Annotated in this window: 20 protein-coding genes; 3 read left to right on the top strand and 17 right to left on the bottom strand. The window is 68.6% G+C overall.

Annotated features, from left to right (window positions below; translation table 11 throughout):
* Window positions 1–33 precede the first annotated feature (33 nt).
* Both miaA and mutL read right to left on the bottom strand, forming a co-directional pair.
* The gene (miaA, locus tag DEBA_RS04130; RefSeq protein WP_013257651.1) at window positions 34–957 is read right to left on the bottom strand and encodes a tRNA (adenosine(37)-N6)-dimethylallyltransferase MiaA; all 924 of its coding nucleotides are present in this window, start codon (window positions 955–957) and stop codon (window positions 34–36) included.
* Window positions 954–2,801 carry a DNA mismatch repair endonuclease MutL gene (mutL, locus tag DEBA_RS04125; RefSeq protein ID WP_013257650.1) on the bottom strand — a complete coding sequence of 616 codons (1,848 nt, stop codon included), beginning with the start codon at window positions 2,799–2,801 and terminating at the stop codon, window positions 954–956. Before mutL ends, miaA begins: the two co-directional genes overlap by 4 nt.
* Before the next feature lie 217 nt (window positions 2,802–3,018).
* Here mutL and DEBA_RS04120 point away from each other — a divergent pair, with 217 nt between their 5' ends.
* Window positions 3,019–3,204 (top strand): hypothetical protein, encoded by a 186-nt coding sequence (locus tag DEBA_RS04120; protein ID WP_013257649.1) that lies wholly within the window; start codon window positions 3,019–3,021, stop codon window positions 3,202–3,204.
* On the opposite strand, the gene truA is transcribed toward DEBA_RS04120, so the two are convergent.
* From truA to DEBA_RS04045, 15 genes are all read right to left on the bottom strand, one after another.
* Window positions 3,198–3,998, bottom strand: coding sequence for a tRNA pseudouridine(38-40) synthase TruA (gene truA, locus DEBA_RS04115; RefSeq protein ID WP_187288586.1), 801 nt, complete (start codon window positions 3,996–3,998; stop codon window positions 3,198–3,200). The two genes, DEBA_RS04120 and truA, sit on opposite strands and share 7 nt — an antisense overlap.
* A 42-nt stretch (window positions 3,999–4,040) precedes the next feature.
* Window positions 4,041–5,078 (bottom strand): N-acetyl-gamma-glutamyl-phosphate reductase, encoded by a 1,038-nt coding sequence (gene argC / locus DEBA_RS04110; RefSeq protein ID WP_013257647.1) that lies wholly within the window; start codon window positions 5,076–5,078, stop codon window positions 4,041–4,043.
* Window positions 5,079–5,150: 72 nt separating this feature from the next.
* The gene (gene rpsI / locus DEBA_RS04105) at window positions 5,151–5,546 is read right to left on the bottom strand and encodes a 30S ribosomal protein S9 (RefSeq protein ID WP_013257646.1); all 396 of its coding nucleotides are present in this window, start codon (window positions 5,544–5,546) and stop codon (window positions 5,151–5,153) included.
* A 15-nt stretch (window positions 5,547–5,561) separates the two neighbouring features.
* Window positions 5,562–5,990 carry a 50S ribosomal protein L13 gene (gene rplM, locus DEBA_RS04100; protein WP_013257645.1) on the bottom strand — a complete coding sequence of 143 codons (429 nt, stop codon included), beginning with the start codon at window positions 5,988–5,990 and terminating at the stop codon, window positions 5,562–5,564.
* Between the two features lie 114 nt (window positions 5,991–6,104).
* Complete coding sequence (locus DEBA_RS04095) at window positions 6,105–8,429, bottom strand: LPS-assembly protein LptD (protein ID WP_013257644.1); 2,325 nt, start codon at window positions 8,427–8,429, stop codon at window positions 6,105–6,107.
* A 64-nt stretch (window positions 8,430–8,493) separates the two neighbouring features.
* A complete protein-coding gene (locus DEBA_RS04090; protein WP_013257643.1) occupies window positions 8,494–9,792 on the bottom strand; it encodes a bifunctional folylpolyglutamate synthase/dihydrofolate synthase in 1,299 nt (432 codons plus the stop codon).
* Between the two features lie 13 nt (window positions 9,793–9,805).
* On the bottom strand, window positions 9,806–12,043 hold the full coding sequence (locus DEBA_RS04085; RefSeq protein WP_187288585.1) for an ATP-dependent helicase: 2,238 nt from the start codon (window positions 12,041–12,043) through the stop codon (window positions 9,806–9,808).
* Window positions 12,028–13,557 (bottom strand): uroporphyrinogen-III C-methyltransferase, encoded by a 1,530-nt coding sequence (gene cobA, locus DEBA_RS04080; RefSeq protein WP_013257641.1) that lies wholly within the window; start codon window positions 13,555–13,557, stop codon window positions 12,028–12,030. The genes DEBA_RS04085 and cobA overlap by 16 nt, the downstream gene beginning before the upstream one ends.
* Complete coding sequence (gene hemC, locus DEBA_RS04075) at window positions 13,554–14,486, bottom strand: hydroxymethylbilane synthase (RefSeq protein WP_013257640.1); 933 nt, start codon at window positions 14,484–14,486, stop codon at window positions 13,554–13,556. The genes cobA and hemC overlap by 4 nt, the downstream gene beginning before the upstream one ends.
* A 22-nt stretch (window positions 14,487–14,508) precedes the next feature.
* A complete protein-coding gene (locus DEBA_RS04070; RefSeq protein ID WP_013257639.1) occupies window positions 14,509–14,727 on the bottom strand; it encodes an FmdB family zinc ribbon protein in 219 nt (72 codons plus the stop codon).
* A 109-nt stretch (window positions 14,728–14,836) separates the two neighbouring features.
* Window positions 14,837–15,778: a hypothetical protein gene (locus tag DEBA_RS04065; protein WP_013257638.1), complete on the bottom strand. Its 942-nt coding sequence runs from the start codon at window positions 15,776–15,778 to the stop codon at window positions 14,837–14,839.
* Complete coding sequence (locus tag DEBA_RS04060) at window positions 15,775–16,356, bottom strand: D-sedoheptulose-7-phosphate isomerase (protein WP_013257637.1); 582 nt, start codon at window positions 16,354–16,356, stop codon at window positions 15,775–15,777. Before DEBA_RS04060 ends, DEBA_RS04065 begins: the two co-directional genes overlap by 4 nt.
* A gap of 121 nt (window positions 16,357–16,477) precedes the next feature.
* Window positions 16,478–17,917 carry a ribosome biogenesis GTPase Der gene (gene der, locus DEBA_RS04055; protein ID WP_013257636.1) on the bottom strand — a complete coding sequence of 480 codons (1,440 nt, stop codon included), beginning with the start codon at window positions 17,915–17,917 and terminating at the stop codon, window positions 16,478–16,480.
* Window positions 17,914–18,969, bottom strand: a complete 1,056-nt coding sequence (locus tag DEBA_RS04050; protein WP_050762229.1) for an aminoglycoside phosphotransferase family protein — start codon at window positions 18,967–18,969, stop codon at window positions 17,914–17,916. Before DEBA_RS04050 ends, der begins: the two co-directional genes overlap by 4 nt.
* Window positions 18,962–19,903, bottom strand: a complete 942-nt coding sequence (locus tag DEBA_RS04045) for a nucleotidyltransferase family protein (protein ID WP_013257634.1) — start codon at window positions 19,901–19,903, stop codon at window positions 18,962–18,964. Before DEBA_RS04045 ends, DEBA_RS04050 begins: the two co-directional genes overlap by 8 nt.
* A gap of 144 nt (window positions 19,904–20,047) precedes the next feature.
* On the opposite strand from DEBA_RS04045, the gene DEBA_RS18315 reads away from it, so the two are divergent.
* Both DEBA_RS18315 and nagZ read left to right on the top strand, forming a co-directional pair.
* On the top strand, window positions 20,048–21,001 hold the full coding sequence (locus DEBA_RS18315) for a hypothetical protein (RefSeq protein WP_013257633.1): 954 nt from the start codon (window positions 20,048–20,050) through the stop codon (window positions 20,999–21,001).
* Window positions 20,998–22,056, top strand: coding sequence for a beta-N-acetylhexosaminidase (gene nagZ / locus DEBA_RS18310; RefSeq protein WP_013257632.1), 1,059 nt, complete (start codon window positions 20,998–21,000; stop codon window positions 22,054–22,056). The genes DEBA_RS18315 and nagZ overlap by 4 nt, the downstream gene beginning before the upstream one ends.
* The last annotated feature ends 97 nt before the right edge of the window (window positions 22,057–22,153 follow it).

Genomic DNA, 22,153 nt, shown 5'->3' with positions numbered 1-22,153 from the left:
CCGGCGCGCCCGCCAGCCCCACGAGCCCCATGCTCACAACCCGAAAAATCGCCTGGCCAGGGCCAGCGCCCCCACCAAATCGTCGGCGGAAAGCCAGTTTATACCCTCCAGGCCGCGAAACCAAGTCAGTTGGCGCTTGGCGTAGGCCTTGGTCTGCTTGATCGTCTCGGCCACGGCCTGCTCCGGCGTCAGGCGGCCCAGGATCAGCGCCACGGCCTGGCGATAGCCCAGGCTGTCCAGGCCATGGGCCTGGGGCGACGCGCCGGCGGCCAGGGCGGCCCTGGCCTCTTCCAGCAGGCCCTCGGCCCACATCTGGCGGCCGCGCTCCTCGATGCGTTGGTAGAGCTGCTGACGCTGGCGATCCAGGCCCAGGGTCAGATGCTCGTAGCGCCGCTGGCCAAAACGATGGCTGGCCTGCCAGGCGCTCATGGGCCGGCCGCTGCCCAGACAGACCTCCAGGGCGCGCAGCACCCGCTGGCGGTCGTTGGGGTGCAGGCGCGCGGCGCTCTGGGCGTCCAGTTCGGCCAAGCGCCGGTGCATGGCCAACGGCCCCAGCTCTTGCCACTGGGCGCGCAGCTCCTCGCGCAGTTCCGGCGCGGCCGGCGGGGCCGGGGCCAGGCCGTGCAACAGCGCCCGCACGTAGAGCCCCGTGCCGCCCACCACCAGCGCGCGCTTGCCCCGGCTGGCGATGTCGGCGATGGCCTGGTCGGCCAACTCCACGTAACGGGCGGCGCTGAAGGGCTCGGCCGGATCGGCCACGTCGAGCAGATGATGCCGGGCCTGGGCTTGTTCGCGGGCGGTGGGCTTGGCCGAACCCACGTCCAGGCCTCGGTAGACCTGCACGCTGTCGGCGCTGACGATCTCGGCGTCCAAAGCCTGGGCCAAGGCGATGGCCAGGCCGGTCTTACCCACGGCGGTGGGCCCCACCACGACCAGCAGCGGCGGACGACCGCTCACGACCGGGGCTCCGAGCCGCGCTTGAAGCAGCGCGCCAATTCGCGGCGGCCCAGGCTCAGAAACACCGGCCGGCCGTGGGGGCAGGTCACCGGCGGCGGCAGTTGGGCGCAGGCGCGCACGAGTTCGTCCATCTCGGGCCGGCTGAGTTGCTGGCCCTGGCGGATCGAGCCGTGGCAGGCCAGGCTGATCAGGGCCGCCTCCAGAAACTCCGGCGTGTCCACGGGCATGCCGCTGGCGCTCATGGTCGAAAGCATGTCGCGGGCCAACCGGCCGGGATCGGCCCCGGCGGCCAGGGCCGGCAACGAACGCACGGCCCAGGCGTTGCCGCCAAAGGGCGCGATCTCCAGGCCCAGCCTGGCCCAGATCGGGGCTTGCAAGGCGGCCCAGGCCGCCTCTTGGGGACTGAGCTCCAGCACCACCGGGGCCAACAAACCCTGGCTGGCCACCGCGCCCCGGGCCAGTTGGCCTTTCAGACGCTCGAAGGTCAGGCGTTCGTGGGCGGCGTGCTGGTCGATGATCACCAGGCCATCGGGCGCGGAGCACAGAATATATAGCCCGTGCAGTTGGCCGATCAGCGAAAGCTCGCCGGCCGGGCCGAAAAGCGGCTCGAGGCGGGGCGCGGGCCCGGCCCAGGGTTGGGGCGCGGGCGGATCGTCCAGCCAGGGCCGCCTCGGCGGCGTCTCCGCCGGCGGGACGCGCGGCGCGGGCGACCAGGCGGGCGTGCTGGCCGGCGGCGGAGCCTCTTGACTGGCCGGCGTCCACGCCGCCTTCTCGACGGCCAGCGGCGCGGGAGCAGAGGCGTCGCCGCCAAAGGCCGGCGCAACGCCACGAGCCGGCGCGGCCTGGGCCAGGCCCCGGCGCAGGGCCAGAACCAGCGCGTCGTGGACCTCGCGCTGCTGGCGAAAGCGCACCTCGATCTTGGCCGGGTGGACGTTGACGTCGACCAACTCCGGGTCCAGTTCCAGATGCAACACGGCCACCGGCCGGCGCTCGGCCGGCAGCAGGCCGTGATAGGCCTGGCCCACGGCGTGCAGCAAAATCTTGTCGCGCACAAAGCGGCCGTTGACGAAAACAAAGACCTGATCGGCGGCGCTGCGGCTGTGGGCCGGCGTGGCGGCCAGGCCCCACAGGCGGATGGGCCCCACGCGTTGATCCAGCCCGACCATGTGCGCCGCCGCCTCGCGGCCCAGCAGGCCGGCCACGCGGCCGGTCAGGTCATCGGTGGCAGGCAGGTCGTGCAGGGCCTTGCCGCCCACGGCGTAGCGGAAGGCCACGCCGGGCCAGCCCAGGGCCAGGCGGGTCAGGGCGGCGGAAAGATGCCCGGCCTCGGTGATCTGGCCGCGCAGGAACTTGCGCCGGGCCGGGATGTTGAAAAACAGGTCGCGGGCCTCGACGGTGGAGCCCACGCGGCAGCCGATCTGGCCGCTTTGGCGGATCACCCCGCCCTCGATGACCAACAGCGCCCCCACTTCGTCGGCGGCCTGGCGGGTGGTGATGCGCAGGCGGCTGACGGAAGCGATCGAGGGCAAAGCCTCGCCGCGAAAGCCCAGCGTGCGCACGCCGATCAGGTCGTCGGCCTGGCCGAGCTTGCTGGTGGCGTGGCGCTCGACAGCCAGCAGCAGGTCGTCGGCGCTCATGCCGTGGCCATCGTCGGCCACGCGGATCAACCCCCGGCCGGCCGCCTCCACGTCGATCTGCACCCGCCGCGCGCCGGCGTCGAGGGCGTTTTCCACCAACTCCTTGAGCACCGAGGCCGGCCGCTCCACCACCTCGCCGGCGGCGATCTGGTTGGCCACCTCGTCGGGCAAAAGGCGCACCGGCCTGATTTGGCTTTGTTCGACCATGCCAGAAACATAACACGGCCACCCGCCGCCGCGCCACCTCGGCCGACCATTGCGCCTCGCCGCGCCATTTGGTAGAGTGTCGGGGCCGGGGATGGGCTTTATCGGTTCATTTTCGGGCCGGGCCCCCGCCGTGAAACCTTGGGGACAATTAAGTGAAGAGCGCCTTCTTCCTTACGCGGCGGGCGCGCCCGGGCAGCCTTCGCCTCACGGAGCCTCCATGACCGACGATCGCCAGACCACCGACAAGCTCAGCAACCGCCAAGAGGCCTACCTCAAGGCCAGCAAGGAAATCGCCGTCAAGTTCATCGAGACCGGCCGGTTGACCATGGCCAGCTTTGGCGAGACCTTCGCCCAGATCTACGCCGGCGTCAAAAAGGCCGTCGAGGACGCCGAGGGTCAATAATAAATCTGGCCCAGATAGAGCCCGCCCGGCGGGGCCTTGGGGCCTGGGTATATGCGCCGGCCGGCGGCCAGCATGCGGCCCACGGCCTCCGGCTCCAGGCGATGCTGGCCGATCTGCGTCAACGTCCCCACCACGTTGCGCACCACGTGGCGCAAAAATCCGCTGCCGCTCAGGCGCACCAGAATCATGCCGCCCTCGGCCGGCGTCACCGTGGCCTCGCTGATCCGTCGCACGGTGGGGCCTTCCACCTCGCTGGAGTGGGCGGCAAAGGCGGCCAGGTCCACCTCGCCCAGCAAAAACGCCGCCCCCCGCGCCATGGCCTCCATGTCCAGATCGCAGGCCAACGGCCAGCACAGGCCGTCGAGAAACACGCCCGGCCGAGCCTTGGGCCACAGATAATATTCGTAGGTCTTGCCCGCGGCGTCGAAGCGGGCGTGAAAGCCCTCGGGCGCGCGGCCCAGGCGGCGCAGCCAGATATCGGGCGGCAGCATCGCCGCCAGGGCCTGGGCCATACGGCCTTCCTCCAGGCGGCTGTCGGTCTGAAAGCTGGCCACCTGGCCAAAGGCGTGAACCCCGGCGTCGGTGCGGCCGGCGGCCCAGAGGCGCACGGCGTGGCCGCACAGCCGCGAAAGCTCGCGCTCGACCTGGCCCTGGATGGTGCGGCCTCGGGCCTGGATCTGCCAGCCGGCGAACCCCGCGCCGTTGTAGGCCAGGGCCAGGGCCATGGCGCGCGCCCGGCCCGGCGACGGCGGCCCTTGCTCCGGCGGCAGAAACGGCGCGTGCAAGGGCGGCAAGTCACCGGCCAGGCGGTTCCATAAAGACGGCGCGCCCATGGCTTAGGGCGTGGTGGCCAGGCCCAGCAGGCCGGTCGTTTCGTTCAGGCCCAGCATCAGGTTGGCGTTTTGCACGGCCTGACCGCTGGCGCCCTTGGTCAGGTTGTCCAGGGCCGAAAAGATCTTCAGCAGGCCGCTGCGCGGATCGCTGGCCACGGCGATATCGACCATGTTGCCGCCGCGCACGTGCTTGGTCTGGGGCAAAACCCCGGCCGGCAGCACCCGCACGAAGGGCTCGTCGGCAAAGGCCTCTTGCCAGCAACGGCGCGCGTCTTCCTCGCCGGCCCCGGCCACGGGCCGGGCGTAGATGGTGCTGAGGATGCCCCGGTCCATGGGCAGCAGGTGCGGCGTGAAGGTCAGGCGCACCTCGCGGCCGGCGGCCAGGGAAAGCTCCTGCTCCATCTCTGGCGTGTGGCGATGGCCGGCCACGGCGTAGGCCTTGAAGTCCTCGTGCACCTCGCCATGAATCAGGTTCATCTTGGCCCCGCGACCGGCCCCGGAAACGCCCGAGGCGCTGTCGGCGATCAGGCTCTGGCTGTCGACCAGGCCGGCCCGCAACAGCGGCACGAGCGGCACGAGCACGCTGGTGACGTAGCAGCCGGGGTTGGCCGTCAACTGGGCCCGCCGCACCTGGTGGCGATAAAACTCGGGCAGGCCATAGACGGCCTTGGCCAGCAGATCCTGGCAGGTGTGCGGGCCATACCATTTTTCATAGACCGCCGCGTCGCGCAGGCGGAAATCGGCCGAGAGATCGACGACCTTGCGGCCGGCGGCCAACAGACCCGGCGCGGCGGCCATGGCCGCCTTGTGGGGCACGGCCAGGAAAACGAGTTCCACGCCGTCGAGCAACTCCGGGGCGTCGGGCGCGCTGAAGCTCAACTCCACCCGGCCGCGCAACGCCCCGAAAACATCGGCCACCGGCCGGCCCAGGTATTGCCTGGAGCTGACCGCCATCAGCCGCAGATCCGGGTGAGCGTCGATCAGACGCATCAACTCCACGCCGGTGTAACCCGAACCACCAACTATCGCCACGCCATGCATTTGGCCCCTCCATAAAAAAAATCAGGGCAGGCCGCCAGCGGCCCGCCCCGAGGAACTTTCGACCGTGTCGACTTAGCGCTTGGAGAACTGGAACGAGGCGCGCGCGCCCTTCTGGCCGTACTTCTTGCGCTCTTTCTTGCGGGGGTCGCGGGTGAGGAACCCGGCCCGCTTGAGGGCCGTGCGCAGCTCGGGGTTGAACTCCAGCAACGCGCGGGCGATGCCGTGACGCACCGCGCCGGCCTGGCCGCTGGTGCCGCCGCCGACCACGGTGGCCATGACGTCGAACTGAGCGCCGGTCTCGGTCAGCACCAGGGGCTGACGCAGCAGCATGATGTCGGTCTCGCGGCAGAAGTACTTGTCCACGTCGTTTTTGTTGACGACGATCTTGCCCGAACCACCGGGAACCAGCCAACACCTGGCGACGGAGGTCTTGCGTTTGCCGGTGGCGTAGTAGCGATTGTCAGCCATTGTAGTCTCCCATCATCACAGGCTAAGGCTTTGGGGCGTCTGGGCCTGGTGGGGATGCTCGGGCCCGGCGTAGACCTTGAGTTTCTTGAGCATTTGACGGCCCAGGGTGTTTTTGGGCAGCATGCCGCGCACGGCGCTGAAGATCAGACGCTCGGGGTGGCTGCCGCGGGCCTTGTCGGCGGAGATCTCGGTGATGCCGCCGGGGTAGCCGCTGTGCCGATAGTATTTCTTTTGATCCCACTTGCGGCCGGTCAGCTTCACCTTGTCGGCGTTGACGACGATGATGAAATCGCCCGTGTCCACGTGGGGCGTGAACGTGGGTTTGTGCTTGCCGCGCAGGCGCATGGCGATCTGGGTGGCCATGCGGCCCAGGACCAGATCGGTGGCGTCGATCACGAACCACTCGCGGGTGGCGTCGTTGGGTTTGGCAACGAAGGTTTTCATCTTTCCTGCCTATCTATCAACAAATGTCTTGCGGGCGCCCCCAAAAAATTCGGGCGATCGAAGGCTGTTTTCTATAGTAGAGGCGGCCTTCTGTCAAGGGCCGCCCCGCATTTTCTAGTACGTGCGCTCCTTGGTGTCCTCGCCGCCGAAGCCGGTGCCGAAGATTTCGCCGAAGCCGCCGATGCTGAAGACCAGGAAGAAACCGCGCTCGGTGGAGTCGTCGCGGTAGAACACGCGCACGCCCCAGCACTGGTCGTTGTATTCGAGCTGGTAGATGGTGTCGAAGTCCATCTCGTTGTCGAAATCATGGCGGTTTTGCATGCCCACGCTCCACTTGTCGTTGAGCGCGACGCGGACCATCGAGCGCAACTGCTTGAGGATGTCGTGGGTGTAGCGATAATCGAAGCTGAGCATGTCGCCGCGGTAGTCGCTGAAGGTCATGCTCGAGTTGAAGGTGTAGATCCGGCTCTCGTAGGGATCGTACTCCACGTCGCTTTCGAAGTAGAGGCCGTCCCAGGGGTCGAATTCGACGCGCGCGCCGAAGTTGCCGAAGTTCTCGCCGTCGTGGCGATAGGGCAGGCTGTACGAGCCGTCCCAGGTGTCGTAGCCCAGTTGGGCGCTGTTGTCGGCGCCGGTGTAGGTCATGCCGCTGGAGCCGTTGTAGCTGCGCTCATCCAGGCTGTAGACCTGGAAGACGTTGACCTTGAGGAATTCGCGGTAAACCGGCTCGATCTCGCCGGTCTCCTCGTTTTCCTGCATGTATTTGTAGGTGAAGGCGTTGTTGAAGCCGTAGCGGAAATAGTTGAGCCTGTTCTGGTACATCTGGGCCAGCTCTGGGGCCTCGCCGTCGTAGATGTTGGGCCGGTAGAGGTAGTCGACCTTGGGCCGCACGGCGTGCTTGACCTTGAAGGGCGTCTCGGCCTCGCCGAAATCATAGACCCGGTAGAGGTAGGTCGAGTTCTTCAACTGGAAGTTCCAGCCGTAGCTGGCGCCGTATTTGTCTTTGTCCTGGTCCTCGGACTCGCCAAGGGTGGCCGAGTAGAGACGCTGGTTCCAGGTGAAGACCGGCTCGACCTCCAGGTAGTCGCGGAAGTTGAGCGGCGCGCTGACGGCCGGGTTGAAGTTGAGGATGGCCCCGGTGCTGCCGGTCTCGCGGTAGTAGTAGGTGAAGTCGGAGGTCATCTGGAAATAGAACATGCCGCGATCGTCGATGGCCTGGCGCACGGCGTCGTAGCTGATGGCCGGCAACTGCTGCAGGGTGGACTTGTTGTCGGTGTTGATCTGGTCGAAGTAATAGGCCGTCATGTTCAGGGTGCTCGACGACCAGTAGCGCAGCAGGTTGACCTTGCTGGTGCGCAGCCACGAGGAGTTGGGCTCCAGGGTGCGGTTGAACATCTCGGCCAGGCGGTAGCTGGAGGTGTTGAAGCCGGTGTAGCCGAAGGTGAACTCACGCATGTAGTCGCGGTCGCTGACCAGGTCCAGGTCCATGCGCATTTCCATGGCCCCGCCGAAGAGCTTCTGGTCGGCCATGCCGCGCACCCACCAGCGCTTGTCGTAGGGCTCGGCCAGCTTGCCCTCTTCGTAGAGACTCTGGCTGTTGTTGTCGCTGGGCAGCAGGTCGGCCATGATCATGCCCTTGGAGAATTCATCCAGGGCGTAGCGATACTCCGCGCCGATGCCCACGCCACGGCTGGTCATGACGTTGAGGGTGATCGTGGCGTCCTGGTCCTCGCCCAGCACATGATAATAGGGCAGGCTCATCAAAAAGCCGTCGCGCTGGCCCTGGCCGAACATGGGCGGCAGAAGGCCCGACTGGCGCTTGGTCTTGACCGGGAAAACCATGTAGGGCGACCACAACACCGGCATGTCCTTGATGCGGAAAGCGGTGTTTTTGGCCGTGCCGTAGCCCTCGATGGTCACGTCCACCTCCGAGCCGGTGACTTCCCAGTTGGGGCTGTCGCCGTCGCAGGTGGTGAACCCGCCTTGGGCCATGGTGTAGGTGTCCTCGCCGGTTTTGACGATCTCCTCGCCACGCAGGTAATAGTGGGTGGCCGGCAGGAAGATGCGCGCATCGTAGAGCTTGCCCGTGCTGGTGTTGAGGTTGACCACCAGGCTCGCGGCGCTGACCACCTGCGAGGGGCTGACCATCGAGACGTTGCCCTCGGCCTCGGCGATCATCGATTGGGAGAACAGCCGCACCTTGTCGGCCACCAGGCGGTTGGCGCCCTGGGTGATCTCCACCTCGCCCTCGGCCAGGTATGAATTGGTCTTGTCGTCGTAGGTCAACTTGTCGGCCCGCACGTCCACCGGCGTCGAAGTCTCCAGCCTGACCAATTCGTTGCTCTGGGCCAAGGCCGGACCGGCCGAAAAGACCAACAACGCCGCCACTATCATCAAAACAAGATAGTTAGCGCAAGACAAACGCCAGGATTTGCGCACGTGCCTCTCCTCCCGCACTCACCACGAGGTTGCAGTTCTGCCGCAACTTAGCAAATCGCAGGTGCTAAGGCAAGTCGCTTGTGGGCATTCCGCCAAGTATTGCCCGGGCCTCTCCCACCGTGAACAAGGACCCGGTGATCAACACCACGCCCTCGGGCCCGGCCAATTCCCTGGCCCGTTGGATGGCCGAAGCCAAATCGTCATTGATTTCGCTGGGAGGGCAGTCTTTCGGGGCCGCCGCGGCCAGGGCCTGGGGCGTGGCCGCCCGGCTGTAGCCGGGCCGCGAAAAGACCACCCTGTCGGCCGCCGGCAGCACGATGGCAAGAATCTTGTCCACGGCCTTGTCGGCCATCACGCCCACCACCATCACCAGCGGCCCGCCGGGGCGGCGCAGCAGGTCGATGCTGGCCAGCAGGGCCTTGGCCGAAGGGATGTTGTGGGCCCCGTCCAGCCAGAGGGCCGGTTCGCCTTCGTCGGTGGGCCAGCGCTCCAGGCGGCCCGGCCAGTCCACCCGCCTCAGCCCCGCCGCGAAGTGCTCGGGCCCCACGGCCAAGCCCTTTTCGGCCAAAACCTCGGTCGCGCCCAGGGCCAGGGCGGCGTTGAGCGGCTGATGGCGGCCACGCAGGTTGCAGCGCAGATCATCGAACCGCCACAGCCGCCCACGCAGGGCGAAACTCTCGTCGGCCCGGCGGCGGCAAGTGATCTCGCGGCCCAGGCGAATCTCCGGCGCGGCCATCTCCCGCGCCCGCGCCTCGATCACCGCCCGGGCCGGCTTTTGGCTCACGCCGTGGATCAACGGCGTGGCCGGCTTGATCACCCCGGCCTTCTCGAAGGCGATGCTGGCCAGGGTCTTGCCCAGAAAATCCTGGTGCTCCAGGCCGATGTTGGTGATCAGCGAGGCCAGCGGCCGGCAGACGTTGGTGGCGTCGAGCCGGCCGCCCAGGCCGGTCTCCAGAATCAACACATCCACCCCGCGCCGCGCGAAATGCAAAAAGGCCATGGCCGTGACGATCTCGAAAAACGTCGGCGGCTGGCTGGGGTCGACCACCCACCAGACGTCGTCGGCCAGGGCGGCCACCTCGTTTTCGGCGATCTCCTGGCCGTCGATCTTGAAGCGCTCGGTGAAGCGCACCAGGTGCGGCGAGGTGTAAAAGCCGGTCTTCAGGCCGGCCTGCCGCAACGTGGCCTCCAGCATGGCCCCCACCGAACCCTTGCCGTTGGTGCCGGCCAGGTGCACGGTGGGCAACTTCAGGTGGGGGTCGCCCAAGCGGGCCAGCAGGCGCTCGGTGGAGTTGAGCCCCAGCTTGATGCCGAATTTTTGCAGGTCGTAGAGCCTCTGAACCGCCTGCTCGTAGGTTTCCATCGCCTTTTTCGCCTCACTGGGCCGGTTGCAGGCCGGCGAATTTCAACACGAGGGTTTTGAGCCCATATCCGGTGAAGTGGACCATGATCTTGTCGTCGCCGCGATAGCCGATGACCTTGCCCCGACCGAACTTGGCGTGGCTGACCATCTCGCCCACCGGGAAGGGTCGATCGTATTGCAACAGGGCCATCTTGCCGGCCACGCTGCCCACCTTGGGCCCGGCCGGCTCTTTGACCGCCCGGGGCGCGGCCACGGGCCGGGCGACCGGCGTTTCATCGGGCGCGGCGGCCGCGGCCAGGCGCGTGAAGGCCTCGCCAAAGACCGCGCCGCCGGAGCTTTCCATCACCGCCGCGGGCAGATCGTCCAGGAAACGGCTGAGTTCTTGGTCGCGCGCGCCGTCAAAACGGTTGAAGCTCTCCCTGGGCGCGACGAGCAGCAACCCCTTGGCCGCGCGGGTGCAGGCCACGTAGAGCAGGCGGCGTTCTTCTTCCAGGCCGTCGGGGTCGTCCAGGCTGGCCGACGAGGGCAGCCGGCCGTCGGTGGCCCAGATCACGAAAACATGGGGCCACTCCATGCCCTTGGCCGAATGCACCGTCGAGAGGGTGATCCGTCCGCCGCCCATCTCCTCGGCGTGGGCGGCCGGCGGGTCCAGGACCAGCTCGGCCAGCATGTCCTCCAGCGAGCCAAAGGCCCGGGCCAGGCCGGGCAGTTCCTCCAGGTCGCGCAGGCGGCGGGGGTAGTCTTCGTATTGCTCGCGGCAGAAGGGCTCGTAATATTCCAGCGCGGCCTCGACCTTGTCCAGGGGCGGCGCGGCCGGATCGCTGAGTTCGTCCATCAGTTCGGCCAACTGCCGCACGGGCGCGCTGCGTTTGCCCTGGGGACAGGCCCGCAGCCGGGGGCCGAAGTCGGCCGGCCCAGCGGCCAGGGCCAGATGGGCCACGATCTGCTGGGCGGTGGTGGGGCCCACGCCGGGCAACAACATCAGCGCCCGCTGCCACGAGACGAAATCCAGGGGGTTGGCGATGACCCGCAGATGGGCCAGAACGTCCTTGATGTGCGAGGCCTCCAGGAACTTGAGCCCGCCGTATTTGACATAGGCCAGATGCTCGGCGGTCAGCTCGCGCTCCAGGTCGAAGGAGTCGCGGCCGGCCCGGAAAAGCACGGCGATGTCCTCGGGACGGGCGCCGTCGGCCAAGAGCTTCTGGATGCGCTCGCGCACCAGGCGCGACTGGCCGCGCTCGTCGCGGGGCCGCTCCAGACGGGGCTTGGGGCCCTCCAGCAGCTCGGTGAACAGGCGCTTGTCAAAGCGCTGGCCGGCCCCTTCGATGATGGCGTTGGTCAGGTCGAGGATGGGCTGGGTCGAGCGATAGTTGCGTTCGAGCTTGACCACGGCCGCGCCGGCGAAGCGCTCGGGGAATTCGAAGATGTTGTCGATGCGCGCCCCGCGAAAGCGATAGATGCTCTGGGCGTCGTCGCCGACGACCATCAGCTCTTGCCCCGGCCCGCAGATCAGCTCCAACAGGCGCGCCTGGACGGCGTTGGTGTCTTGGTATTCGTCGACCAGCACGTGTCGCCAGCGCCGGCGCTGATCGTCTTGGATGTCGGGGTTGTCGCGCAGCAGGGCCTCGGCCATGAACAGCAGGTCGTCGTAATCGACCTGGTTTTGCCGTTGCTTGGCCTGGGCGTAGGCCAGGGCGATGCGTTCGATCTCCTTGGAGATGGGCCACAGATGGGGCTCGCGGGTCTGGATCAACTCGGCGAGGCTCAGTTCCAGGTTGCGCGAGGCGCTGATCAACCCGAAAACCGTGCGCGGCTTGGGAAAACGCTCGTCCTTGCCGCCTTTGAGGCCCAGTTCGTCGATGCAGCCGCGCACCAGGTGCTCGGCGTCGGCCGGGTCGATGATGGTGAAGTTTGGCATCAGGCCGGCCCGGGCGGCGTAACGGCGCAGCAAACGGTTGCACAGCGAATGGAACGTGCCGCCGCCCACGGCCGCGCAGGCCGGGTTGAGCTGGCGGGCGCGGGCCAGCATCTCGGCGGCGGCCCGGCGGGTGAAGGTCAACAGCAGGATCTCGCGCGGGTCCACGCCCAGTTCGACCACATGGGCCACCCGGTGGACCAGCGTGCGCGTTTTGCCGCTGCCGGCCCCGGCGATGACCAGCACCGGCCGGCCCAACAGCTCCACGGCCTGACGTTGGGCCGGGTTGAGCCCGCCCAGGATGCTTTCGCCGGCCCCGCTCACGATTGTTGGCAATGGGCCGCCAGGGCCTCGATCAGGGCGGGGATGGTGTATTCGGCCGGCTCGACGTGGACGGTCATGCCGTGCCGGCGGGCGCTTTGGCTGGTGATCGGGCCGATGGAGGCCACGATCAGCGCGCCCGAGGCGCTCTCGGCGATCAGCTTGGCCTTGGTCGGCTCGTCGAGCATGTCCATGAGGTTGTCGACCGTCGACGAGGCGGTGAAGGTGATCACGCCCAGGCCGTCGGCCATGATCGCCTCCAGGCGCTCCTTGGCCCCGGCCGGGGCGAAGGTTTCGTAGGCGGCGACGATGTCGACCAACGCGCCGCGTTTGCGCAGCTCCTCGGGCAAGACGTCGCGGGCCCTGGTCGCCCGGGGCAGCAGCACTTTTTTGCCCGCGAGGTCGTGGTCGGCCAGGGCCTCCAGCAGGCCCTCGGCCACGAAGCTCTTGGCCATCAGGTCGTATTTCAGGCCGCGCCGGGCCAGGGCCTGGGCCGTGGCCGGGCCGATGGCCCCGATCTTGGTCCGGTGCAGGGCGCGCACGTCGCGGCCCCTGGCCAGCAGGGCCTGTAAAAACGGCTCGACGGCGTTGGCGCTGGTGAAGAGCACCCAGTCGTAGTCGGCGGCGTGGGCGGCGGCCCAGCGCAGTTGGCCATCGTCGGGCATGGGCCTGATCTCGATGGTCGGGCACTCGACGACCTCGGCCCCCAAGGCGCGCAGGCCCGCCGAAAGCTTGCTGGCCTGGGCCCTGGCCCTGGTCACCAGCACGCGTCGGCCAAACAGTGGCATGCGCTCATACCAGTTGAGCTGTTCGCGCAGGGCCACCGCCCCGCCGACGATGGTCACCGCCGGTGGCTTGAGGCCGGCCGCGGCGGCCTTTTGCGGCAGATCGGCCAAGGCGCCGACGATGGTTTGCTGGCGGGCGGTGGCCCCCCAGCGCACGCAGGCGGCCGGGGTCTCGGCCGGCTTGCCGTGGGCGATGAGCTGGGCGCAGATCTCGGGCAGATTTTTCACGCCCATCAGAAACACCAGCGAGCCCATGGCCGCCAAGGCCTGCCAGTTGATGGTCGAGGAGGCCTTGGTGGGGTCTTCGTGGCCGGTGACAAAGGCCACCTCGGTGGCGTGGCGGCGGTCGGTGACGGGGATGCCGGCGTAGCACGGCGCGGCCACGGCGCTGGAAACGCCGGGCACCACCTCGAAGGCCAGGCCCCGTTCCCACAGGGCGCTGGCCTCCTCGCCGCCGCGGCCAAAGACGTACGGGTCGCCGCCCTTGAGCCGGGCGACGGTCTTGCCCTGGGCGGCCAGGTCGCACAACAGGGCGTTGATGCCCTCTTGGCTCATGGTGTGGTCGCCGCCTTTTTTGCCCACGTAGACATGGGCGGCCTCGGCCGGGGCCAAGCCCAGCAGCTCGGGGTTGGCCAAAAAGTCGTAGACCACCACGTCGGCCTGGGCCAGGCAGCGCGCGGCCTTCATGGTGATCAGCTCCGGGTCGCCTGGTCCGGCGCCGATGAGATAAACCTTGCCGCTCATTGGGGGCCCCTTCCATAAACTTCGGCCAGAATCTGGCGGCCGCCGTCGGCCAGTATCTCCTCGGCCACGGCCAGCCCCAGCGGGCCGGCCTCGTCGGCCCGGCCCACGGCCCGGCGGCGAATCAGCCGCTTGCCGTCCAGGCTGGCCACCAGGCCCTCGAAAACGATTTCGTCGCCATCGACCACGGCGTGGCCAGCGATGGGCACCTGGCAGCCGCCCTCCAGCCGGCCCAAAAAGGCCCGTTCGGCCTCGACGGCCACGGCCGTGGGCTGGTGGGCCAAGCGGGCGCACAGCTCCAGGCAAAAGGCGTCGTCGGCCCTGGCCTCGATGGCCAGCGCCCCCTGCCCCACCGCCGGCAGCATGAGCTCCGGGGCCAGGTCCACCCGCCGGGGGTCGCTCAGGCCCAGGCGATCCAGGCCGGCGGCGGCCAGGACGATGGCGTCCAGGCCCAGTTCCTCGAGCTTGCGCAGGCGGGTCTGGACGTTGCCGCGCACCGAGACGACCATGGCGTCGGGCCGCCGGGCCAGAAGCTGGGCCTGGCGGCGCAGGCTGCTGGTGCCCAGGCGGGGCGTGGCCGGCAGTTCGTCCAGGCCCAGGCCGTCGCGGCTGATCAGCACGTCGCGGGGATCCTCGCGCCGGCTGACGGCGGCGATGCACAGCCCCGGCGGCAGCTCGGCGGGCATGTCCTTCATGGAATGCACGGCCACGCGGGCCCGGCCGTCGAGCAGGGCGTCCTCGATCTCCTTGACAAACAGGCCCTTGCCGCCGACCTTGGCCAGCGGCGCGTCGAGAATCTTGTCGCCCTTGGTCTTGAAGAGCTGGAGTTCGACCTCCAGCCCCGGCGAAAGGGCGGACAACTGCCGGGCGGCCCAACGGGCCTGGGCCAGGGCCAGTTCGCTGCCCCTGGTGGCGATGATCAGTTTTGGCATGATCGATCCGGGCGCTGGAAAATCAGTGGCAGGTCGAGCATGAACCACCCGAACAACTGGAGCAGCCGCCGCCCGAGGACGAAACCAGAGTCCCGCCCTCGTTTTTGTGGGCGAAGCCGCTCATCAGGCGCGACACATCGGCGGCGTCGCACTGGGGGCAGCGGACGTCGTCGCGGGAGCCGAGGACCAACACCTCGAATTCCTTGGCGCATTTGTTGCATTTATATTCGTATATCGGCATGGCGACACTTCTCCGGCGGGCGTTTGCCCCGCCCTGGATGGTGAATCATGAGCGCATGGGCCGTTCATGGAAATAGTATGACCGCCCCACCCAAGCCGCAAGCGCCGATCTAGGCGCGCTCGATCCCCTCGACGATCATGGCCAGCAACAGCGGCAGGTTGATCTCGTGGTGGCCGGTGATGCTCAGGCCCAGGCCGCCGGTGAGCACGGGCCGGCGCACCACGTTGGTGTTGGGCCGATAGTGCTGGATCATGTCCATGTTGACGGTGGTGAAGTCGCGCACGTCGTGGCCCAGGTTGCGGGCGGCCGACAGGGCCTTGAGGAAGACCTCGGGCAGCACCACCGCCGAACCCACGTTGAGGTAGACCCCGCCCTTCAACTTGGCCACCTGGCCGATGAGCAGGCGAAAATCGTTGTGGCTGGCCAGGCCGGCGGCGGCCGGGTCGAAACTGGGGTGCATGTGGATGATGTCGGCGCCCACGGCGATATGCACCGTCACCGGCAGATCCAGCCGGGCGGCGGCGGCCAAGAGCGAATAGGCCGCGTTGGCCGGCGCCCGTTGCAACAGGGCCTGGCCCACGGCCCGGCCGATGCCCAGTTCCGGCGCGGCGCTGACGGCGTTGTTAATGAACTCGCCGGTCTGGCGGGCGGTGCCGAAGCTGCCGTCGGCCAGGGCCTCGGCCACGTCCTCGGAGGTGCGGCCGGCCAGGGCCATCTCGGTGTCGTGGATCACGCAGGCCCCGTTGAAGGCCAGGCCCGTGATCAGCCCCCGCTCCATGGCGTCGATCAGCAGCGGGCTCAGGCCCACTTTGATCACGTGCGCGCCCATGGCCAGAATCACCGGCCGGCCGGCGCGGCGGGCGCGCACCACGGCCTCGGCGGCCCGGCGCAGGTCGCCGGCGGCCAGCACGTGGGGCAGCGACTCGACGAAATCGCCGAACGTCCCGCCGGCGCGCCAGGGGCGGCCCAGGTTGCCGCCGTCTACTTTTGATTTGCGAACTTCCAGGTCGGTCAGCTTGAGGAGCCGCAGGTCGGCCGGGGTCGGTTTCATTTGGCGCGTCCAAAGAGGGTGAGGTCCACCAACTCGCAGATGAGGTGAATCACCACGGCGTGCACCTCTTGAATGCGCGGCGTTTCGTCGGTGGGCGCGGCCACCAGGATGTCGCACAGGGCGGCCATGGCCCCGCCGCCGCGTCCAGTCAGGCCGATGGTCAGCAGGCCGCGTTGCTGGGCCACGCGCAGACCTTCGAGCACATTGGGCGAGTTGCCCGAGGTCGAAATGCCCAGCGCCACGTCGCCGGCCGCGCCCAACGCCTTGATCTGCTTGGAGAAGATCTCGCCGAAGGCGTAATCGTTGGCGATGGAGGTCAGCACGCTGGCGTCGGTGGTCAGGGCCAGGCAAGGCAGGCTGGGTCGTTCGAGCATGAAACGGTTGACCATCTCGGCGGCCAGATGCTGGGCGTCGGCCGCCGAACCGCCGTTGCCGAAGCAAAGCATCTTCTTGTCGTCGGAAAAAGCCTTGGCGATGGCCGCGGCGGCGGTGGTCACCGCCCCCAGGCCCGAGGCCAAAAGCTGCTCCATGGCGGCGATGGTTTTTTGAACGCCAGCGGCGGCGACGGCCTGCATCATGCAAACTCCCGTGGCCTGGGCGGTTTGTTATTGGCGACCGCCCGTGAGCGATTGTCGTTATAGGCCCTCAAGTTGGCAAACGAACTGAAATTATACACACAGCCTCCGCTTGTCAAGCCACTCATTTTTTCTTGGGCGCGCTGGCCCGGCGACCCGAACGGCCGCGCAGGATCAGCTTCAGCGGCGATTGCTCCAGGCCCATGGCCTTGCGAAACTCGTTGGTCAGAAAACGACGATAGGAAAAATGCACCGCCTTGGGGTCGTTGACCACCAGAGCCACCGTGGGCGGCCGCACGGCCACCTGGGCGGCGTAGTAGATCTTCAGGCGGCGCGAACCCACGCTGGGCGGGGTGTGCTTGATCTGGGCCTGCTCCAGCACCTGGTTGAGCCGACCGGTGCCCAGGCGCGAGTTGTATTGGGCGAAGATTTGGTCGACCAGGGGCAGGATCTTGTCCACTCCCCGCCCCTTCAGCACGCTCAGGCGCAGCACCGGGGCCCACGGCGCGAAGCGCAGCGCCTCCTCCAGGCGGGCGTCGAGCTGCTTGCGCCGCCGCTCGTCGCCGGCCAGCAGATCCCACTTGTTCATCACCACGATCAGGGCGCGGTTTTGCTCCATGGCCGCGCCGATCAGGTGCAGGTCTTGATCGGTGACGCCCTCGCCGGCCTCCATCATGGCCACCACCACGTGGGCCCGGTCAATGGCCCGCAACGAACGGAACACCCCGGCCTTTTCGATGCCCGGGGCCACCTTGCCCCGCCGCCGGATGCCGGCGGTGTCGATGATGACGTATTTTTTGTCGCCCACCTGGATGGGCGTGTCCACCGCGTCGCGGGTGGTGCCCGGCACGTCGCTGACCACCACCCGCGGCCCGCCGAACAGGGCGTTCAAAAGCGATGACTTGCCCACGTTGGGTCGGCCGATCAGGGCCACGCGGATCTCGTCGACGGCCAGGCGCTTGGGGTCGATGTCCTCGTCTTCGGGCGGCTCGTCGCGCTCGGCCAGGCGGCTGGGGCTGAGGAAAACCGCGCCGCCGGGCGTCTCCAGACGCTCGGTGAGTTCGTCGTCGGGCGGCAGATGGGCCAGGATGTCGTCGGCCAGATCGCTCATGCCATAGCCGTGGGCGGCGCTGATGAAGTGCAGCTTTTCCACGCCCAGGGCGAAAAACTCGCTGGCCTCGTCCTCCTGGCGCGGGCCGTCGATCTTGTTGACGGCGTGGATCACCGGCTTTTGCGAACGCCGCAGGCGGGTGGCGATCTCCAGGTCGGCCGGGTTGAGGCCGGCCCGGCCGTCGCAGACGAAGAGAATCAGATCGGCCTCCTCCATGGCCATGGCGATCTGGGCGTGGACCTCGGCGGCGAAGGGTTGATCGGCCGGCGGGTCGAAGCCGCCGGTGTCGATGACCGTGACCTGGCGGTCGTCGATGATCGCCCGGCCATAGAGGCGATCGCGGGTGACGCCGGGCAGGTCGTGGACCAGGGCCTGGCGCGTGCGGGTCAGGCGGTTGAACAGAGTCGACTTGCCCACGTTGGGCCGGCCGACGATGGCCATGATGGCGCTCATCGCGAATCTTCTCCGGCCAGGGCCGCCAAGAGGGGCCCCGGATCATCGGGCAAACGGCGGGCCAGTTGGCCCAGGGCCGGCAACATCGCCAGCGGCGGCTCCGCCAGCAGGCGGCGCAAAGAGTTCAGCGCCGGCCGGCCATGGGCCGCGAAAAAGGGCTTTTTTCGCCGCCCGCACAAAAAACCATAGGCCCCCAAGGCCTGCATCAGCCGGCTGAGGCAGACAAAGGGCCAGCCCTCCACAAAGGCCTCGGCGTCGAATGGCCCGACATCACGGCGCAAATCGAGGTAGCGCCCGAGCAACCGACGGCGCAGGGGCCAGGGCAGGTCCACGTAGGGGTCGTGCAGCAGAGAGGCCAAATCATACTGGGCCGGGCCCAGACGCGCACCCTGAAAGTCGACCAGGCCCGGGCCGCACGGGCCCAACACGATGTTGCGGCTCTGAAAATCGCGGTGGACCAGGCCTCGTGGCTCGGCCCGGCCGGCCCGCTCGGCCACCAAGGCCAGCTCCTCCGCCAGGCCGGCCGGCCTTTCCCGCAGCCCGCAGGCCGCCTCCACGAACCACTCCATAAAATAGCCGGCCTCGCGCCGCAGCAGGAACTCGGGCGAAAGCTCGGCCCCGTCGAAGCAATAGCTCACGTCCAGCCCCGCCGCGCCCACGGCCTGCAAGCGGGCCAGCATGGCCAGGACGGGCTCGTAGAGCTTGGCCAGGGCGTCGGCGTCGCCGGCCAGGGCCAGGGCCGCGCCGTGCAGGTCGGCCTGGCCCAGGTCGTCCATCAGAAAAAGCCCCGCCCGCTCCTCGGCCGCCCAGACCTTGGGCGCCGGCAGGCCGCCCGCCGCCAGCACTCCGGCCAGATGCAGCCAGGCCCGGGCCTCGGCCGGGTTGTCGGGGCCGTGCATGGCCACCAACTGGCGGCCGGCGGCGCGCAGCCGGACAAAAAAACGAGTGGAGCCGTCGGGGGCCATGGCCGTGGCCTCGGGCCGCGCCACCGGGCCGCCGGGCCAGTGGCGGGCGGCCCAGGCGGCGATCATGGCCAGGCGCTCCTCAGGCATGGGCCCCGCCGCGCAGTTCGCCGCTGGCCACGAAACCATCGCCCAACACCGCGCCAAAGACCGTGGCGCCAGGGGCCACCCGCGCGCCGGGCAGCAGGACGCTGGCGCTGACCAGCGCCCCGGCCGCCACCCGCGCGCCCTCGGCAACGGCGCAAAAGCCCTCCAGCCGCGCGCCCGGTTCGATCACCGCCCCCGGCGAGGCGACCATCGGTCCCAGCCCGGCCAGATCGCCGAAACCGGCCCCGCCCAGCAGCAGGTCGCGGTGGGCGGCCAAGTAGCGTTCGGGCGCGCCCAGGTCGCTCCAATAGCCGCCAAGCTCCAGGCCCAAGACCAAGCGCCCGGCCCGCAAGGCCGCGCGCAGGGCCTCCACCAGGCCGCCTGGGCCGGAAGCCGGCAAAAACTCGAACAGCTCCGGCGAGATGGCCGCCACGCCGCTGTAGGTCAACCAGCGCTCCGGGGCCAGCATGATGTCGCCGTAAAAACCGCGCACGCGGCCGCCCGGCCCCACGGCCACGCTGTTGACCTCGGGCCAATCCACCAGGCCCAGGCAGGCCGCCGCGCCCGTTTGGCGTAGCGCCGCCAGCAGCGGCAAGGGATCGCCGGCGGCCAGCACATCGGCGTTGGCCAGCAAAAACGGCTCGTCGCCCAGCTTGGCCCTGGCCGCGACCAGGCCGCCGCCAGTGCCCAAAAGCGTGGGCTCGTGGCTCTCCAGCGCCTCCAGGCCCGGCGGGGCCAGAAAAGGCAGCGCCGCCCGCACCGCGTGGGCCAGGTGGTGGGTGTTGACCACCGCCCGCGTGACGCCCAGCGCCGCCAGGCGCTCCAGCCACAGGCCCAACAACGGCCGGTTGCACACCGGAATCAGACATTTGGGCCGCAGCCTGGTCAGCGGCAGCAACCGCGTGCCCAGGCCGGCGGCCAGAACCATGGCCCGCATCGGCGCACCTCCCCGGCCAGGTATAACATATGGCCAACAATCGCACAATGCGCCCCTCACCCCTTGACCAACCCCCCGTGCTCGGGGTATTCCCTTTAGAAATATGGACCCAACAATACCCACGGCCCACCATCCGAGGACGTCATGAAGCGCAAAATCGCCGCCCGCCTGAGCCTGGCCCTATTGCTGGCCATGACGAGCACCTTGGTCGGCTGTTTCGATTACGAGCTTTTCCTGGACCTGAAGGCCGACGGCTCCTCGCGCCTGCGCGAGACGCTGACCACGCCCAATATCATGGCCGAGGCCCCCACCCCCGGCATGCTCGACAACATCAAGCGGCCCATCCCCACCCGGCAACGCCTGGTGAAGGGCGACAAGATCATTTTGGTCGAGAAGGTCAAGATCTCGCGGCTGGACCGCCTGGGCGCCCGGCGCGTGCAATACGCCGTCATCCGCAAGGAGGGCAGCCTGCTGGAGATCGGCGACAGCCTGCACCGGGTGGTGATCACCCTGCTGCCCACCGAGGACTCGCCGGCCACGCGCGGCGATTTCCCCGACAAGCCCCTAGACCCGCCGCCGCCGCCCGAGCCGCCCAGCGATCCCAACCAGGCCATCGCCAACAACCTGTGGCGCAAATCCCTCGACGGCCACTTCGTCAACATCCGCTTGCGCCTGCCCGGCGAGATCACCGAGGCCAGGGGCGTCAACATCGGCTCCACCCGCGTGGACCCGACGATCAACCAAGCCCGCCACGAAGTGAACTGGGCCTTTCCCGTCTGGGCCCTGGTGGCCGACAACACCCGCGAGACCATCGTCCTCACCGTCGATTTCGACGGCCGCTTCGCCTACTCCACCCAGGTGTTGCGCGTCTACGGCGGCAAGAACATGGTGGTGCAGAGCCAGATCTTCCGGCCAGGCCAGCCCGAACCCGAGGAAGACTTCGGCCGGCCCAAGCGGAACAAGAAAAGCGACGACGGAAGCGACGACGTGGACGAGGACGTGGACGAAGAGGGCCTGGAAGACGCCTCGGGCGAGGGCGAAGAGTCGAACCAGCCAAGTCAACCGGCTTCCTGGCCCGCGCCGGAGTCCCGGCCGTGAGCGCCCGCTACGCCCGCGCCCAGATCGAAAGCGCCGTGGCCCAGTCGCTGGTCATCGGCCTGGAGGGCCTGGAGGCCAGCGCCGATGAACTGGCCATGGTGGCCCAGGGCCGGGTGGGCGGAGTGATCCTCTTCGCCCGCAACGTGGAGTCTCCCGAGCAGGTCTGGGCCCTCAACGAAAGTCTGCGCCGGGCCGCCGTCGGCCTGCCGCCGCTGTTTGTCATGGTCGATCAGGAGGGCGGCAGCGTGGCCCGGCTGCGCGCGCCTTTCACCGACGGGCCGGACATGGCCGCCCTGGGCGCGGCCGACGCCGCGGCCCTGGCCGCCCACGGCCGACGCATGGGCCGCGAACTGGCCGCCGCCGGTTTCAACTTCAACCTGGCCCCGGTGGTCGACGTCCACGCCGTCCAGGGCGGCGTGATGGCCCGGCGCAGCCTGGGGGCCGATCCGCTCAAGGTCGGCGAACTGGCCGCGGCCTTCATCCAGGGCCAGCAAGAGGCCGGCTGCCTGGCCTGCGCCAAGCACTTCCCCGGCCTGGGCCGCACCACCGCCGACAGCCACCGCCATCGCCCGCTGGTGGAGCTGTCGCGCGACGAGTTGGACGCCGTGGAACTGCCGCCCTTCCGCCGGGCCATCGCCGCCGACGTGGCCGGGGTGATGGTCTGCCACGCGGTCTTCACCGCCGTGGACGCCGACCGCCCGGCCTCGCTTTCGCCGGCGGTGATCGAGGGTCTGTTGCGCGGGGAGATGGGCTACCAGGGCCTGACGCTAAGCGACGACCTGGAGATGGGCGCCCTGGCCGCCCACGGCCTCGCGCCGGCCCAGGCCGCCACCCAGGCCTACATTGCCGGCTGCGACCTGTTGCTGGTCTGCCGCCGGGCCGAGGAGGCCCTGACCGCCGGCCGGGAGATCACCGACATGATCATCGACGGCCGCATCCAACCGGCCGTGGCCCAGGCCAAACTGGAGCGCGTCCTGCGAGCCAAGGCCGGCCTGCGTCACCTGCCGCCGCCGCTGGATCAGTTGCGCGCGGCCCTTTCGCACAAGGGCGCATAATCGGACTGAACGACCGATCAAAATTCGCTGTTGCAATGCCCGTCCCCCTTTCGGCTATACTGAACCAGTCGGCTTTTTCACAATTAGAAAGGAGGTT

The sequence above is a fragment of the Desulfarculus baarsii DSM 2075 genome (genome assembly GCF_000143965.1).
Taxonomy (GTDB): domain Bacteria; phylum Desulfobacterota; class Desulfarculia; order Desulfarculales; family Desulfarculaceae; genus Desulfarculus; species Desulfarculus baarsii.
This window is presented reverse-complemented; position numbering and strand designations above follow the sequence as displayed.

Excerpts from the sequence above, each read along its gene's own strand:
- mutL (WP_013257650.1), bottom strand. The coding sequence starts at position 2,801 with ATGGTCGAACAAAGCCAAATCAGGCCGGTGCGCCTTTTGCCCGACGAG.
- DEBA_RS04120 (WP_013257649.1), top strand. The coding sequence starts at position 3,019 with ATGACCGACGATCGCCAGACCACCGACAAGCTCAGCAACCGCCAAGAG.
- argC (WP_013257647.1), bottom strand. The coding sequence starts at position 5,078 with ATGCATGGCGTGGCGATAGTTGGTGGTTCGGGTTACACCGGCGTGGAG.
- rpsI (WP_013257646.1), bottom strand. The coding sequence starts at position 5,546 with ATGGCTGACAATCGCTACTACGCCACCGGCAAACGCAAGACCTCCGTC.
- rplM (WP_013257645.1), bottom strand. The coding sequence starts at position 5,990 with ATGAAAACCTTCGTTGCCAAACCCAACGACGCCACCCGCGAGTGGTTC.
- DEBA_RS04090 (WP_013257643.1), bottom strand. The coding sequence starts at position 9,792 with ATGGAAACCTACGAGCAGGCGGTTCAGAGGCTCTACGACCTGCAAAAA.
- cobA (WP_013257641.1), bottom strand. The coding sequence starts at position 13,557 with ATGAGCGGCAAGGTTTATCTCATCGGCGCCGGACCAGGCGACCCGGAG.
- hemC (WP_013257640.1), bottom strand. The coding sequence starts at position 14,486 with ATGCCAAAACTGATCATCGCCACCAGGGGCAGCGAACTGGCCCTGGCC.
- DEBA_RS04070 (WP_013257639.1), bottom strand. The coding sequence starts at position 14,727 with ATGCCGATATACGAATATAAATGCAACAAATGCGCCAAGGAATTCGAG.
- DEBA_RS04065 (WP_013257638.1), bottom strand. The coding sequence starts at position 15,778 with ATGAAACCGACCCCGGCCGACCTGCGGCTCCTCAAGCTGACCGACCTG.
- DEBA_RS04060 (WP_013257637.1), bottom strand. The coding sequence starts at position 16,356 with ATGATGCAGGCCGTCGCCGCCGCTGGCGTTCAAAAAACCATCGCCGCC.
- der (WP_013257636.1), bottom strand. The coding sequence starts at position 17,917 with ATGAGCGCCATCATGGCCATCGTCGGCCGGCCCAACGTGGGCAAGTCG.
- DEBA_RS04050 (WP_050762229.1), bottom strand. The coding sequence starts at position 18,969 with ATGCCTGAGGAGCGCCTGGCCATGATCGCCGCCTGGGCCGCCCGCCAC.
- DEBA_RS04045 (WP_013257634.1), bottom strand. The coding sequence starts at position 19,903 with ATGCGGGCCATGGTTCTGGCCGCCGGCCTGGGCACGCGGTTGCTGCCG.
- DEBA_RS18315 (WP_013257633.1), top strand. The coding sequence starts at position 20,048 with ATGAAGCGCAAAATCGCCGCCCGCCTGAGCCTGGCCCTATTGCTGGCC.